The sequence below is a fragment of the Paludisphaera mucosa genome (assembly GCF_029589435.1).
GTDB lineage: Bacteria > Planctomycetota > Planctomycetia > Isosphaerales > Isosphaeraceae > Paludisphaera > Paludisphaera mucosa.
Map to the genome: position 1 here is coordinate 1,741,610 of NZ_JARRAG010000001.1, position 13,632 is coordinate 1,755,241.

A 13,632-nucleotide genomic window follows, 5' to 3' on the forward strand; every position below is an offset into this window, starting at 1 on the left:
GCCCGGCGCGTCGGATCGTCGAGAGGGGTCGCAGCCCATGAGCACAGTCCAGCGATTGACCGACCGAGGGCTGATCCGACCGCCTCGATGGCTGCCGGGAAACGTGCAGTACGAGACGATCATGGGGAGCGTGGCCTACGGCGTGTCTTCCGACGCGAGCGACCTCGACGTCTACGGCTGGGCGATCCCACCGAAGGACGACCTCTTCCCGCATCTTCGGGGCGAGATCCCCGGCTTCGGGATCCCGAGCAAGCGATTCGAAGTCTTCCAGGAACATCACGTCGCCGATCGCGACGCCCTGGCGGGGCATGGACGCACGTACGACGTGACGATCTTCGGCGTCGTCCGTTTTTTCGACCTGGCGATGCAGAACAATCCGAACGTGCTCGACTCGCTCTTCACCCCGATGAACTGCGTCTTGCACTCGACGCGGGTCGGGAACATCGTCCGGGAGGCCCGACGGTTGTTCCTCCACAAGGGAGCCTGGCCCAAGTTCAAGGGGTACGCTTACTCGCAGCTTCACAAGATCGCCACCAAACAGCCCGAGGGTCGCCGCGCCGATCTGGTCGCGAAGCACGGCTACGACGTGAAGTTCGCCTACCACGTCGTCCGCCTCATCGGCGAGGTCGAGCAGATCCTGACCGAAGGCGACGTCGACCTCCAGCGTGATAATGAGCGACTCAAAGCCATCCGCCGCGGCGAGTGGAGCGAAGAACGTCTCCGCCGCTGGTTTAGCGATTAGGAATCCCAGCTCGAGAGGGCGTGCGCCGAGAGCAAGCTGCCCGCCACCCCCGACCAGGCCCGGATCAAGGACCTCCTCATGCGATGCCTGGAGGAGCATTACGGCAACCTGGACGCCTGCCTGGTCGAACCCGATCGGGCGGTCGTGGCGCTAAGGGCGGTCCAGGCGGAGCTGGATCGCGTGAAGGACATGATGTAAGGCGGAATACCCATGAACGCGGAAGAACGACTCCTGACCGCGACGGCCGAGCATCCCTTCTCGCTGATTTTCGCAACGATCAGCGGTGCGCATCTATATGGCTTCGCATCTCCTGATTCCGACTACGACCTTCGCGGCTGCCACGTGTTGCCGACGGCGAACGTCGTCGGTTTGGAGCCTGGTCCGTGGACGGTTCAGAGCGAACGGAGGGACTCCGACGGCTTCGAACTCGACCTCGTTACCCATGACGCCTTCAAGTTCCTCGGATTGATGCTCAGGAAGAACGGCTACGTCCTGGAGCAGCTGCATTCGCCTTTGATCGTCCACACGACGCCGGAGCACACCGAGCTGAAGGCGGTCGCCCTGGGTTGCGTCACCCGCTACCACAGCCACCACTACCTCGGCTTCGCCGAGACCCAGTGGCACTTGTTCGAAAAGGGGCGTCCTCGACGCATCAAGCCGGTGCTCTACGTCTATCGCGTCCTGTTGACCGGGATCCACCTCATGCGCACGGGCGAGGTCGAGGCCAACCTGGTCCGACTGAACGAGACGGCACGGCTCTCGCATGTCGCCGACCTGATCGCCCGCAAGGTCGCCGGTCGCGAGGGCGAGACTCTCGACGACGACGTCGCCTGGCATCGCCGCGAGTACGAGCGACTTCGCCAGGAGCTGGAATCCGCCGATCGGTCGAGCTCGCTCCCCGAACGGCCGACGGCCCGCGCCGCGTTGGATGAGCTTCTCGTCCGGATTCGCATGCGAACGTAATTTTCGACGCGAACTTCCGATGGATTTTCAGAATCTTGGGAGAGCTGTGAGGCATGAGCATGGGATCGGACTCAAATGCGGCGGCTCGCTGCTTCCTCGACGAGGCTCGCGCTCGGCTTGAGGAGAGCGTCGGCCTCATTCACCATTGCGTCGGCCAGCTCGACGACGCACAGCTGTGGTGGCGGCCGCGCGAGGGAATGAACAGCATCGCCAACCTGTCGCTGCATCTCGCGGGCAACCTGCGGCAGCGGTACCAGGTCGATCTAGGCGGCGAGCCGGACATCCGCGACCGCTTCGGCGAGTTCACCGATCGCGGGGCGACGCCGAAGGCCGAACTGCTGCGACGATTCGACATAGCCGTGGCTGGCGCGATCGAGCGTTTGGATGCCCTTGCTCCGGAGGATCTCGTCGGAACACGTCGGACGCAGCGGATCGCCGGCGAGGTCGAGAAGTCGGTGCTCGCGATCCTGTTCCAGACCCTGACGCATCTGAACGGCCATGCCCAAGAAATTCTTCACATAACCCGGATGCAGCTCGGCGACCGGTACGCCTTCCAGAATCCGGACGGCGTCCCGCCCGAAATGCGTTCCCGCAGCTGAATCGACGAGTGATCGGAGGGAGTGTATGGGCAAGGTCTACGACGAGATCGACGGCAGGATCGGGGAGTTCATCGCCCGTCAGCATCTCTTCTTCGTGGGTACGGCTCCCACGAGCCTGGAGGGCCGGCTCAACATCTCGCCGAAGGGGTTGGACACGTTTCGCGTCCTCGGCCCACGGTCGGTCGCCTATCTCGACCTCACGGGGAGCGGCGTGGAGACGATCGCCCACCTCCGCGAGAACGGACGGATCACGATCCTCTTCTGCGCGTTCGAAGGACGGCCAATGATCCTTCGGCTCCAGGGCCAGGGCCGCGTCGTCGAGCCGGACGACGCCGAGGGGGAGCATCTCTTCGGTCAATTCCCCGTCACCCCTGGAGCCCGCGCCGTGATCGTCGTGGAAGTTGAACGCATCGCCGAGTCGTGCGGATTCGCCGTCCCGCTTTATGATTACCGTGGCGATAGGACGCAACTGCTCGATTTCGCGCGAAAGAAAGGGCCTGAAGGTATGAAGGCCTACCGACGCGAGAAGAACGCCCGCAGCATCGACGGCCTAACCGCGATGGAAGAGCCGGGGAGCCCGACGCATGGTCGCTGAGCCGCAGATGCGACTGAGGATCGCCGAAGTCGTCGACGAGAGGGATGTGGCGCGGGTCCGAAGTCTGCTCGTCGCTTATGCGGCGGAATTCGAGAGCACGATCCGCGAGACCTTGCGTCTTCAATGCTTCGACCCCGAGTTGGCAGGCCTTCCGGGGCGGTACGCCGGACCATCCGGAATCCTGCTGCTGGCGACGGTCGATGAGGTCCCCGCCGGCTGCGTCGGCCTCCGCGACCTGGGCGAAGGCGTCTGTGAGATGAAGCGTCTCTACGTCGATCCGGCCTTCCGCTCTCTGGGCCTGGGGAAGCGGCTCGTGGAAAACTTGATCGAACGGGCGAGTCAAATCGGCTACAATCGCATGGTTCTCGACTCGACGCCCGAGATGACTCGCGCCGTCGCCCTGTACGAATCTCTAGGGTTCCGCACGATCGAGCCCTACGGGGAGAGCGGGCACGCGCTCTACTTCGGCAAGCCGCTCGACCGCCCCGAGTGAATGCCTCAGAGCGGGACGAGACGCCGAAATCCGTGAGCGAGGATCACCGGATACAGGGCTAGATTCCGGCCGAGAGCGGCGGGTCACGAATAGCCGGGCACCGGATGCGGCCGTCTCCGGGCGCGATCGTCCAGACACGCTGCGAGTTTTCGCAAGTGGCTCGGCCCGAACGGTCGGTCGTGGATTCGATCGAGCAGTGCGGCGGGCAGCCTGTGCAGGCCGCTGCGGGCACCTGCCCAGGCTCCTGCGATCGCGGCGATCGAGTCGGTGTCGCCCCCGGCGGCGACGACTTCCGACACCGCTTTCAACGGATCATCGCCGTGGCGTGCGAAGCAAAACGTCGCGAAGGCGGCCGTCGCGACGACGAACCCCGAAGTGCCGCAGGCCTGAGCCGCCTGGTCGGTCGTTCGACCGGCGTCGGCCATTGCGAGCGCCTCGTCGATCGCCCGGCCCAGCTGCTCGTCCTGGATGACGATCCGTGCCTCCCGAAGCAGGGCCGGCGTCGGAGCGTTCTCGTCGCTGACGGCGCACACCGACGCGACTTCGGCGACGTATAAGGAACCGTCGATGGCTCGTGAATCGCGATGCGTGACCTCGGCGAGCGCACGCGCGAACCTCCGGCGACGCTCCGGCTGGTCGCGGAAGAAGACGCCGACGATCGCGGACCGCATCGCCGCCCCGTTGCCCGCCGACCGGACTCCCGACGGCGAGATCCCAGCCCCGATCCGGAGGCACGACAGGATCGTCGCCTTGCCGATCCCCCAGGGCAGTCGGCAGAACCATCCGAACAACGCGCGCCGGAAGGCCCGGACGCAGGCCACGACATCGTCGGGATGCTGCGCAAGGCTCTGGGCGACCAGGGCCGACTGCTCGGTGTCGTCCGAAACGTATCCCGTGCGACCCAGCAACCGGAAACGATCGATGGGCCCGAAACGCCTCGCGATCGTCCGTGGCGAGAGGCCTTCGCAAGGCAGTCCGAGGGCGTCGCCGAGGGCCGTCCCCAGGAGCGTGGCGGCCAGCCGATCTCTACGGTCATCCCGCATGAGTCGCACCTTGCTCGAGTCGGCGGTCTTCAGCCCCAGGAAAACTCTACGACATTTGCCAGAGGCCGTGACGCCACCCTCTGCCGGCCCCTGGCCGGCGTTCATCTTTTGTTTTACCATCGGGCCGTCCGTCCGGTTCCCACCCTCCCGAAGGAGCAAGCCATGTCGTCGCGCCGCGAGTTCCTGGAATTCCTCGGTGTCGGTTCCCTGGGCCTGGCCGCTACGTCGAGCGTGTCGGGCTCGGCCAGAGCGCAGCAGGCCCCTGGCGCGGAAATCCTGGGGGCGGAGGGGGTGAAGACTTCCGCGAAGACGAACAAGATCTGGAGGCCGATCTCCGATCGAAAAATCCGCGTTGGCGTGATCGGCTACGGGGTCTGCCAGTTCGGGGCGGCGTTCGGGTTCCAGGATCATCCCAACGTCACGGTGGCGGCGGTCAGCGACCTGTTCCCCGACCGCTGCAACGGCCTGGCCAAGGCGTGTCGTTGCGAGAAGACGTACCCGTCGCTGGAAGAGTTGGTGAAGGACGACTCGATCGAGGCCGTGTTCATCGCGACCGACGCGCCGAGCCACGCCCGGCACGCGATCGAGGCCTTGAAGCACGGCAAACATGTCGCGTCGGCGGTCCCGGCGGTCTTCGGTTCGGTGGACGAGGCCCACGCGTTATACGACGCGGTGAAGTCCAGCGGCCTGACCTACATGATGTTCGAGACCTCGGCTTTCCACGAAGACTGCTATGCGATGCGACAAGTTTATCGAGCCGGCGGTCTCGGCAAGTTGGTCTACAGCGAGGGCGAGTACTATCACCACAGCGTCGAGCAGATCGCCTCCTTCCGCGAGTGGCGCGTCGGCCTGCCTCCCCTCTGGTACCCGACGCACGCCACGGCTTATTACGTCGCCGTGACGGGCGGCAGTTTCACGGAGGTGACGTGTAAGGCGATGCCCAGCCTCGTGAAGAAGTTCCTGCCGGGTAACAACAGATACGACAACCCCTTCGGTACCGAGATCGCGCTCTTCCGGACGAGCGAGGGGGGCATGTCGCGGATGGGCGTGAGCTGGGACACGTTCGTCCCCGGCATCGAGTCCGGCCGCATCTACGGGCAGCGAGGGTACATGACCGGTCTCGACTATCACGGCGAGGAAAAATCGCTGCCGGATCTCACGCGTCCGGCGTTGCCCTCGCAGGTCGCGTCGGGAGGCCACGGCGGTTCGCACGGTTACTTGACCGATGAGTTCGTCTCGGCCATCCTGGAAAAGCGCCTCCCGATGGTCGACGTCGCCGCCGCGCTCAACATGACGGTCGCGGGTGTCGTCGCCCACCAGTCCGCGCTGAAAGACGGCGAATCCCTCAAGGTGCCCCAGTTCGCGTGAGTCTCGCGGCGGGCCTCACCCTTCAGACGTCCCGCCCCCATGCAACTTCGCGGCGTGCTCTTCGACCTCGACGGGACCCTCCTGGATACGCTGGAAGACATCGGCCGGTCGGCCAACCAGGCGCTCCAGGAGGGCGGTTTCCCGTCGCATCCGATCGCCTCCTATCGCCATTTCATCGGCGATGGCGTGGCCGTACTCTTCCGACGTGCGCTCCCTCCCGAGGCGGCCGGCGATCTGCAGGCCGTCGAGGGATGCGTCCAGGCATTCGGACGGCTCTACGACGCCGGCTGGCGCACCGCCACTCGGCTCTACCCCGGGATCGCCGAGCTGCTCGACGCGTTAAGGTCGCGATCGATCCCGGCCGGCGTGCTCTCGAACAAGCCCGACGTTTTCACGCGAAAGTGCGTCGAGTATTACCTCGCCGCCTGGCCGTTCTCCGTCGTCCTCGGACAACGTGAGGGCGTTGCACGGAAGCCCGACCCGGCCGGCGCGTTCGAGGCAGCTGAATCCATGGGCCTCGCTCCGTCCGAGATCCTCTACCTGGGCGACACCTCCGTGGACATGATGACCGCCCGTCGCGCGGGAATGCTGGCCGTGGGGGCTGCGTGGGGGTTTCGTCCGATTGAAGAGTTGCGAGCCCACGGTGCCTCGGCGATCGTCGCAGCGCCGATCGAGGTGCTGGACATCCTGGACGTCAACGCCTGACAGGGCATGTGAGTTGCAATGGCAGTCCTGGGTCGATCGCATTCGCACTTTGAATCCAGGAGCCCCCTTCATGCAGCCCTTCCAAGGCGTCCTCCTCGACGTCGACGGGACGCTCGTCGACAGCAATGACGCCCATGCCGACGCCTGGGTCCACGCCTTTCGCGAACACGGTTTCGACATCTCCTTCGACGCGGTACGCGATCGGATCGGCAAGGGCGGTGACAAAATGGTCATCGAACTCGTCGCCCTGGATGAGGAGGATCCCACGGCGAAGGCCATCCGTGAAGCCCGATCGAAGCGATTCCTCGAGGAGCTCGCCCCCAAGCTCCGAGGCTTCCGGCAAGCCCGCAAGTTGATTCAGCGCATGAAGGACGACGGCCTCGCCGTGGCCGTGGCCAGTTCGGCCGAGTCGAAGGAGTTGGACACGTTGCTGGCGATCGCCGAGGTCGACGACCTGATCGACGACCAGACGTCGTCCGACGATGCCGAGAACTCGAAGCCCGATCCCGACATCGTCATAGCCGCCCTCCAGGGGATAGACCTGACCGCGCCGCAGGTCGTCATGCTGGGCGACACGCCCTATGACGTCGAGGCCGCCACCAAGGCGGGAGTCGCCGTCATCGCGGTCCGTTCGGGCGGATGGGCGGATGAGGATCTCCGTGGCGCCATCGCGGTCTACGACGACGTGGCCGACTTGCTCGCGCATTACGACGACTCGCCGCTGGGGACCGCGGCACGCGACACGCCTTCGGAAGCGTGAACGTGCGAGTAGCCGAAGTGATGAGCATCCCCATCGGCATGACGTGCGGCGTTCAGTACGGCGAGACGTCGAAGCCTCGACGCACCGGCGCGTTCTGCGAGGTCGTACGCCTGTGCGACGGTGGGAATGGGCAGCGCAGACGCCGCTCGAAAGACTTCGCGCTTCACGCAGGAACATCCTGGCGACGCAAGAGTCGCTTCTCACGAGCTTGATCGAAACGCCCAAGTACGGGGTCGCCCAGCCCGCGTCCCTCGTGAACTCGCGGAGCGGCAATACCCTGCGGGACGGCATATCCTTGTTCGACGACGAGGCCATCGGGGCCGCGGAACGCTCGGCGGCGTGTCCGGGATCACGGTTTCGCATACGCGAGATTACAGCGCGATGATCGAACGGAGTCGCACATTCGACAGGGTCCCCGTTTAACTCCACGCGGTCGCTCATCGGTGGCTCGCGCGAAACGACGCCGCCATCCGAGTCTGGGAGAGAGAGAATTGGACGCGACACGAGGCCACCACGCTTCTCCGCTGCGGGAGCCGTTTCGAAGGCGCGTCCGTGGTGCACTGGCCCGACGGGACCAGAGGGCATGGGATCATCTTGTCCGGCGACGTGCAACAGGTCCGTTCCGACCCGAAGCACTTCAGCTTCATGGATTCTCATCCGAACGACATGCTTTTTCCCGCGGCCCTCGTCTGCCGGATCGTAGGCACCGACGAGCCGTTCGACTCCAATCGGATCTACGACTTCCTGCCCGCGCTCAAGATTGATCGGGACGCCCAGCACGCGGTCGCCCGATCGGCCGACGGCCATCTCAAAGCCATCGGTGCGGTCTCGTTTGATCCGGGGCCTAGGCCCCCGTGAATCGCGGCTCGCTCGGGGACGTGAACTCAAATGAGACGTATCAATCGCGCAGGAGCGTCTGGATGGCGTCCATGACGACGCCTTCCACGGTCGGGGCCACGAGCGAGACGTGGTGGGACGTCTCATAGCCGCCCTGGCTATAGGCGGCTTCGGTTCCGATGTAGCCCGGCCCGTAGTCGCCGTAGGCGGCCATCGCGACGAAAAGGTCCGGTTTGAACTTCTGCGCGGCGAGCTGATATTCGACGAACAATTCGCCGGGCATGAGCAGCAGACGCGCGGCCCCCAGCTTCAGGCACGAGGCGTCGACGGCGTCGCCGGCCTGGCAGCGTCGGACCCAGGCCAGCTCGCAGGCGGCCTTACAACGCTCTCGACCGGGCTGCGTCTTATCGGCGACGACCGCCGCGAGTTTCGTCGCGTCCAGTTTCGGGTCGACGGGCAGCTTGATCGCGATCGTCTTCCAGGCTAAATCGGCCGCGGAGACCGGCGACTTGACGGTCGCGGCCCAGGCCTTGTTCATCCCCTCGGCGACGCGGTCGGCGAGCACCTGGCGATTCGCGGGGGAGCCGTCGTTGTACTTGCCCGCGGTGATGTTGCCGCCGGCTCCGTCGAAGTGGACGTGGAAGACGCCCGTCGCCTCCTGGCGTTGATCCCGCGCGATCCCGGGGAAATCGGGATTCGAGAGCCCCGTCCGGTAGTAGCTCTGAGGATGGGTCGCATAGAAGGTGAGGACCGCCACCGGCTTGTCGCCTTCCCAGAGGCTGACCATCTTGAGCAGCGGGTCGATGAGGCCTTCGGGCTTGTCGCGGACCTTCGGATCGGTGGTGGCGGAGTAGCGAACGTGCTCCACCTTCTTGCCCGAGGCGTCCAGGACCCTGCGGTTCGACGCGACCTTCTCCACGACGCCCGCGCCCAGCCCCACATGGCTGATCGGCCGCGCCTCGGCCGTCGCCTTCTTGACCGCGTCGGCGGTCCGTGCGATCACGTCGCGTGCGAGCGCCGCATCGAAATAGTCCTGATTGATGCCCTGTTCGGCGAGGATTGCGTCCGCGGTGAAGTCGCAGGCCGGCGCGTCGTGCTGGTGCAAGGCGTGCACGACGACGCGATCGGGGGTCGTCCCCGCGGCCGTGGCCAGAGACCGGCGGAACTCGCGCTGGCCGTCATTCGCCACGCCGATCCAGTCGATCGCGCAGAGGACCACGGGGCCGCCTTCGGCGATCAGGACCACGCCCTTGCAGCTCAGCGGGTGCGCGCTTCCCTTGGTCGGGTCGTAGGCCAAGGGGCTGCCCACGGCCGGAGTCGCGTCGACGGCGAAGACGCCGGCCTTCAATGCCGGTGGCGAGGCGAAGGCGGCGGCGGGCGTCGATACGAGGAGTGAGACCGTGGCGAGGACGAGACCGAAGGACCATCGATTCATGATCACATAATCCTTGCTCGAATTCAGGAGGACCGGAGGATTTCCTTCACGACGCGCGCCTCGCGGCCGTCGATGAGGCGTTGGGCGCGGCCGTTCGACTGGTACGTCAGCCGCGAGTGGTCGAGCCCGAACAGGTCGAGGACGGTGGCCTGGAAGTCGTTCGGAGTCACCACGTTCTCGACGGCGCGGTGGCCGACCTCGTCGGTCGAGCCGAAAGTCATGCCTGGCTTGATCCCGCCGCCGGCCATCCAGATCGTGAAGCCCTGGCCATTGTGGTCCCTGCCCGCGTTGGCGTCCAGGGCCCCTTCGACGACGGGGAGGCGGCCGATTTCGCCCCCCCAGTGGACGAGCGTCGTATCGAGGAGGCCGCGTTGCTTGAGGTCCTTCACCAGGGCCGCCGAAGGCTTATCGGTGCGGCGGCAGATTTGCGGTAGCCCCGACTGGATGCCGGTGTGGTTGTCCCAAGGCTGGTTCCCCAGGAAGATCTGCACGAACCGCACGCCTCGCTCGACGAGCCGACGGGCGATCAGGCAGCGGGTCCCGTAATCGCGAGTCGCGTCGTCGTCCAGGCCGTAAAGTTCCTGGATGTACCTCGGCTCCTGCGTGACGTCAAGCGCCTCCTTCGCGGCGGTTTGCATTCGGGCCGCGAGCTCGAAGCTATGGATCCGAGACTCCAGGTCGGCTTCGCCCGGGTGACGAGCCAGGTGTGCGCGATTGAGGCGATCGAGGAAGGCCAGATTCTGCTCCTGGAGGGGCCCCTTGAGCGTGGGCGGGGGGTCGAGGTTGAGGATCCGGGGCTCCTCGGGGCGGAGGACGGTCCCTTGATAGAGCGCGGGCATGTAGCCGCTGGACCAGTTCACCGGTCCGTCGACGGGGGGCCCGCCGGGGTCGGAGAGGACCATGTACGCGGGCAGCTCGCGGGACTCGCTCCCCAGTCCGTAGACGAGCCAGCTCCCTATCGTCGGCCGACCGGTCTGGGCCGGCTGGCCGTTGTGGAAGAACCGGATCGAGACCTCATGGCCGTTGTGCCCCGTATGCATGGAGCGGATGACACACAGGTCGTCGACGCAGCTCGCGATCTCGGGCATCAGCGACGAGACTTCGGTCCCGCTCTCGCCGTGCCTGGCGAACTTCCACGGGCTGCCGAACAGCTTCTTGCTCGCCCGGTTCACGAAGCTGAATCCGACCTCGCCTTCGTAGTCGACGCCGTGACGCTTCGACAGCTCGGGCTTGGGGTCGAAAAGGTCGACGTGCGAGGGCCCGCCGTGCATGAACAGCGAGATCATCGCTTTGGCGCGGGGCGCGAAGTGAGCCGGCCGCGGCTCCAGGCTGAGCGGATGGTTCTCTGGCAGCGCCTTGCCCGGATCGGCGAGCAGGCCCTCCTCGCGTAAGAGCTGCGCCAGGGCGACCGCCCCCACCCCGAAGGCCGAGTTCGCCAGGAAGGACCGCCGCGTCGGGTATCGAGGGTCAGTCCACATACAAGAACTCGTTCGAGTTGAAGAGTTGCTGGCAGAGGTCCGCGAGGACGGCCCGTTCGGCCTCCTTCACGACCGGATTCCGGGCGACGGCGGCCCGCTGCGCCACGAGGAACTCGCGGGCCCAGGCCAACTCCTCGTCGGATGGCGGCCGCAGATAGGCGGCTCGCCAGGCGGCGGCGACCCGTCGGTCGCTGGCCGCCGCGTCGTCGCCGGGAGACTCGGCGAGGCACCGCGCGGCGAGCAATTCGGCGTGCTTCATGACGAAGTCCCCGTTCATGAGCATGAGGGCCTGCGGCGCCGAGGTCGCGTCGATCCGCCGATCGCAGTTGACGGCCATCACGGGCGCGTCGAACGTGGTCAGGAAGGAGACCGGCCGCGAGCGGCGTACCTGGAGGTAGATGCTCCGTCGCGCCGAATCGCCGAGCGCGTTCACCAGGCCGACGGCGTCCTCGACGACCCCGACCGACGGCCCGTAGAGTGTACGGTCGAGTCGGCCGGAAACCTGGAGAATCGCGTCGCGGAGCGATTCCGCTTCGAGCCTACGGACGGGGAAACGGCTGAGGAGCGCGGAATCGCCGTCGAGCCGATCTCGCACCGAATCGCGGAGCGAGGATTGGCGATAGACGGTCGAGGTGAGGATCAGGCGGTGAAAGCGCTTGAGGCTCCAGCCCGAGTCGACCAGTTCCGAGGCCAGCCAGTCGAGCAATTCGGGATTCGTAGGCTTGCCGCCGAGCGCGCCGAAGTCGCCCGGCGTGTCGACGATCCCGCGTCCGAAATGGTGCATCCAGAACCGATTCGCGAGCGCGCGAGCCAGGAGGGGGTGCTTGCCGTCGGTCAGGTGGCGAGCGAACGCCAGTCGGCGGCCGCTGCTCGGGGCTTTCGGGTCGGCGTCGCCGGCCTCGAAACGCGCCCCATCGGGGCTCGCGATGGTCAGGTCGCCGGGCGTCACCAACTTCGTGGCCTGGCGGTAGTCGCCGCGATGGAAGACGCGCGTCTCGGGTCGGACCCCGGGCTTCTCATCGAGCACCGCCACGAAGTCTTCCGCCGGCTTTTCGGCGCGCTTCGCCGCGACCCCTTCGTTGTCCTTCTTCAGCTCCTCCGCCGCCTGGGCGTTGTACTGGTAGAGGACCCCGGCCGAGATGCTGAGGCTGGGATTGTTGGCCAGGAGCGTCTTCTGCTCTTCCGTCCGCTTGTCGGCCGCGGCGTTCAGCGCCTCGCGGAGCTTCACTTGCATCGGATCCGGGAATTTCTTGAGCTCGACCTCCAGCGCCGCGGCTAGGAATTTGGCCGTCTTCTCGTCGACGGTTTTCTGCAGGATCGTTGCCTCGGCGTCCACGGCGGCGGCCTTGGCGCGGTCGGCGTCCGTATAGAGCGAGACCAGCCGCTCTCCGGGGCGTCGCCAGTGGGCCGGATCGAGGGCCGGCTCGAAGACGGCGCGGAGGCGGTAGTAATCCTCGTGGGTGATCGGGTCGTAGCGATGGTCGTGACACTGCGCGCAGCCGATCGTCAGGCCGTAAAGCGTCGACCCGACGACCTTCATGGCGTCGGCGACCAGCTGGTTCGAGGCCATCGGCAAGTCGCCTCCGCCGTTCGAGGTCCCATCGGCGACCATGCGGAGAAAGCCCGTTGCGGATAGAGTCTCGATCTCCTCGGGCGACACCCCGTCGCTCCGTTGCACGAGCTCGTCGCCTGCGAGTTGCTCGACGAGGAAACGATCGAGAGGCTTATCGGCGTTGAGCGAACGGATCACGTAATCGCGGTACTTGTAGGCGTAGGGTCGCAGGGTGTCGCTGCTGCCGTCGCCGTCGGAATCCGCATATCCGGCGACGTCCAGCCAATGCCGTCCCCAGCGCTCGCCGTACTGCGGGCTCGCCAGGAGGCGGTCGACGAGTCGCTCGTAGGCGTCCTCGCGGGGATCGTCGACGAACGCCTGGGTGTCCTCCCAGCTCGGCGGCAGGCCGGCGAGGTCGAAGCTGACCCTGCGGATCAGCGTGCGACGGTCCGCGTCGGGCGCGAGGTCCAGGCCCTTCTCGCGGAGCTTGGCCAGGGCGAACGCGTCGATGGGAGTCCTCGCATGCCCTCCCTCGACGGCGGGCGGCGTGGGCTTCCTCATCGGCTGGAAAGCCCAATGGGCGCGGTCTTCGGCAGTGATGACGGGCCCGGGGGGTAGGGACTCCGGCTCCTCGCGGAGCGTCGGCGCGCCGGCGGCGATCCATGCGGCGATGACGGCGATCCGATCGGCGGGGACCTTCTTCTCGCCGGGCGGCATCTCGCCGTCCTGGATCCGCGCGAGGAGATAACTCTCATCGGGATTGCCGACGACGAGCGCGGGGCCGCTCGTCCCCCCCTTGGCGGCGGATCGCTTGAGCCTGAGGTCGAGCTTGCCCTTCAAAGCCTCGCCGCCGTGGCAATCGAAGCAATACGCCTTGAAGATCGGCCGCACGTCCTTCTCGAACGAAGGCGGCTCACCGGCCTGGACCGCGGCGACCGCCCAGGCGGTCAGCAAGGCCGTCGCGATCCTTCGTCGAACGTCCGCCATGTGCGTCTTACTCCCACGCTCGATCGCAGTCGGCCCCAGGATCGTCCCGGAGTCGGCCCCGTTGAATTATTGTTC

12 protein-coding genes are annotated in these 13,632 nt (G+C 66.3%); 8 read left to right on the forward strand and 4 right to left on the reverse strand.

Annotated elements, in window-relative coordinates:
- Nucleotides 1–37: 37 nt before the first annotated feature.
- The 5 genes from PZE19_RS07115 (at nucleotide 38) to PZE19_RS07135 (ending at nucleotide 3,392) form a co-directional block, all read left to right on the forward strand.
- Entirely contained in the window at nucleotides 38–742 is a 705-nt protein-coding gene (locus PZE19_RS07115) for a DNA polymerase beta superfamily protein (RefSeq protein ID WP_277859881.1), read from the forward strand.
- Nucleotides 743–952: 210 nt separating this feature from the next.
- Nucleotides 953–1,705 (forward strand): nucleotidyltransferase domain-containing protein, encoded by a 753-nt coding sequence (locus tag PZE19_RS07120; protein WP_277859882.1) that lies wholly within the window; start codon nucleotides 953–955, stop codon nucleotides 1,703–1,705.
- A gap of 53 nt (nucleotides 1,706–1,758) precedes the next feature.
- The gene (locus PZE19_RS07125; protein WP_277859883.1) at nucleotides 1,759–2,304 is read left to right on the forward strand and encodes a DUF1572 family protein; all 546 of its coding nucleotides are present in this window, start codon (nucleotides 1,759–1,761) and stop codon (nucleotides 2,302–2,304) included.
- A gap of 25 nt (nucleotides 2,305–2,329) precedes the next feature.
- On the forward strand, nucleotides 2,330–2,899 hold the full coding sequence (locus tag PZE19_RS07130) for a pyridoxamine 5'-phosphate oxidase family protein (RefSeq protein WP_277859884.1): 570 nt from the start codon (nucleotides 2,330–2,332) through the stop codon (nucleotides 2,897–2,899).
- Nucleotides 2,889–3,392 (forward strand): GNAT family N-acetyltransferase, encoded by a 504-nt coding sequence (locus PZE19_RS07135; RefSeq protein WP_277859885.1) that lies wholly within the window; start codon nucleotides 2,889–2,891, stop codon nucleotides 3,390–3,392. The genes PZE19_RS07130 and PZE19_RS07135 overlap by 11 nt, the downstream gene beginning before the upstream one ends.
- An 83-nt stretch (nucleotides 3,393–3,475) precedes the next feature.
- On the opposite strand, the gene PZE19_RS07140 is transcribed toward PZE19_RS07135, so the two are convergent.
- Nucleotides 3,476–4,555, reverse strand: coding sequence for an ADP-ribosylglycohydrolase family protein (locus PZE19_RS07140; protein ID WP_277859886.1), 1,080 nt, complete (start codon nucleotides 4,553–4,555; stop codon nucleotides 3,476–3,478).
- 42 nt (nucleotides 4,556–4,597) lie between these two features.
- Here PZE19_RS07140 and PZE19_RS07145 point away from each other — a divergent pair, with 42 nt between their 5' ends.
- From PZE19_RS07145 to PZE19_RS07155, 3 genes are read left to right on the forward strand one after another with little or no spacing between them, the layout of a single operon-like run.
- Entirely contained in the window at nucleotides 4,598–5,803 is a 1,206-nt protein-coding gene (locus PZE19_RS07145) for a Gfo/Idh/MocA family protein (RefSeq protein WP_277859887.1), read from the forward strand.
- Between the two features lie 39 nt (nucleotides 5,804–5,842).
- The gene (locus PZE19_RS07150; protein WP_277859888.1) at nucleotides 5,843–6,508 is read left to right on the forward strand and encodes an HAD family hydrolase; all 666 of its coding nucleotides are present in this window, start codon (nucleotides 5,843–5,845) and stop codon (nucleotides 6,506–6,508) included.
- A complete protein-coding gene (locus PZE19_RS07155; RefSeq protein WP_277859889.1) occupies nucleotides 6,447–7,268 on the forward strand; it encodes an HAD family hydrolase in 822 nt (273 codons plus the stop codon). Before PZE19_RS07150 ends, PZE19_RS07155 begins: the two co-directional genes overlap by 62 nt.
- An 898-nt stretch (nucleotides 7,269–8,166) precedes the next feature.
- On the opposite strand, the gene PZE19_RS07160 is transcribed toward PZE19_RS07155, so the two are convergent.
- Genes PZE19_RS07160 through PZE19_RS07170 form a run of 3 tightly spaced genes read right to left on the reverse strand, consistent with a single transcriptional unit; the run spans nucleotide 8,167 to nucleotide 13,557 of the window.
- A complete protein-coding gene (locus PZE19_RS07160) occupies nucleotides 8,167–9,540 on the reverse strand; it encodes a hypothetical protein (RefSeq protein ID WP_277859890.1) in 1,374 nt (457 codons plus the stop codon).
- Nucleotides 9,541–9,563: 23 nt separating this feature from the next.
- A complete protein-coding gene (locus tag PZE19_RS07165; RefSeq protein WP_277859891.1) occupies nucleotides 9,564–11,018 on the reverse strand; it encodes a DUF1501 domain-containing protein in 1,455 nt (484 codons plus the stop codon).
- On the reverse strand, nucleotides 11,008–13,557 hold the full coding sequence (locus PZE19_RS07170) for a PSD1 and planctomycete cytochrome C domain-containing protein (RefSeq protein WP_277859892.1): 2,550 nt from the start codon (nucleotides 13,555–13,557) through the stop codon (nucleotides 11,008–11,010). The genes PZE19_RS07165 and PZE19_RS07170 overlap by 11 nt, the downstream gene beginning before the upstream one ends.
- Between the last annotated feature and the right edge of the window lie 75 nt (nucleotides 13,558–13,632).

Excerpts from the sequence above, each read along its gene's own strand:
- PZE19_RS07115 (WP_277859881.1), top strand. The coding sequence starts at position 38 with ATGAGCACAGTCCAGCGATTGACCGACCGAGGGCTGATCCGACCGCCT.
- PZE19_RS07120 (WP_277859882.1), top strand. The coding sequence starts at position 953 with ATGAACGCGGAAGAACGACTCCTGACCGCGACGGCCGAGCATCCCTTC.
- PZE19_RS07125 (WP_277859883.1), top strand. The coding sequence starts at position 1,759 with ATGAGCATGGGATCGGACTCAAATGCGGCGGCTCGCTGCTTCCTCGAC.
- PZE19_RS07130 (WP_277859884.1), top strand. The coding sequence starts at position 2,330 with ATGGGCAAGGTCTACGACGAGATCGACGGCAGGATCGGGGAGTTCATC.
- PZE19_RS07135 (WP_277859885.1), top strand. The coding sequence starts at position 2,889 with ATGGTCGCTGAGCCGCAGATGCGACTGAGGATCGCCGAAGTCGTCGAC.
- PZE19_RS07140 (WP_277859886.1), bottom strand. The coding sequence starts at position 4,555 with ATGGTAAAACAAAAGATGAACGCCGGCCAGGGGCCGGCAGAGGGTGGC.
- PZE19_RS07145 (WP_277859887.1), top strand. The coding sequence starts at position 4,598 with ATGTCGTCGCGCCGCGAGTTCCTGGAATTCCTCGGTGTCGGTTCCCTG.
- PZE19_RS07150 (WP_277859888.1), top strand. The coding sequence starts at position 5,843 with ATGCAACTTCGCGGCGTGCTCTTCGACCTCGACGGGACCCTCCTGGAT.
- PZE19_RS07160 (WP_277859890.1), bottom strand. The coding sequence starts at position 9,540 with ATGAATCGATGGTCCTTCGGTCTCGTCCTCGCCACGGTCTCACTCCTC.
- PZE19_RS07165 (WP_277859891.1), bottom strand. The coding sequence starts at position 11,018 with ATGTGGACTGACCCTCGATACCCGACGCGGCGGTCCTTCCTGGCGAAC.
- PZE19_RS07170 (WP_277859892.1), bottom strand. The coding sequence starts at position 13,557 with ATGGCGGACGTTCGACGAAGGATCGCGACGGCCTTGCTGACCGCCTGG.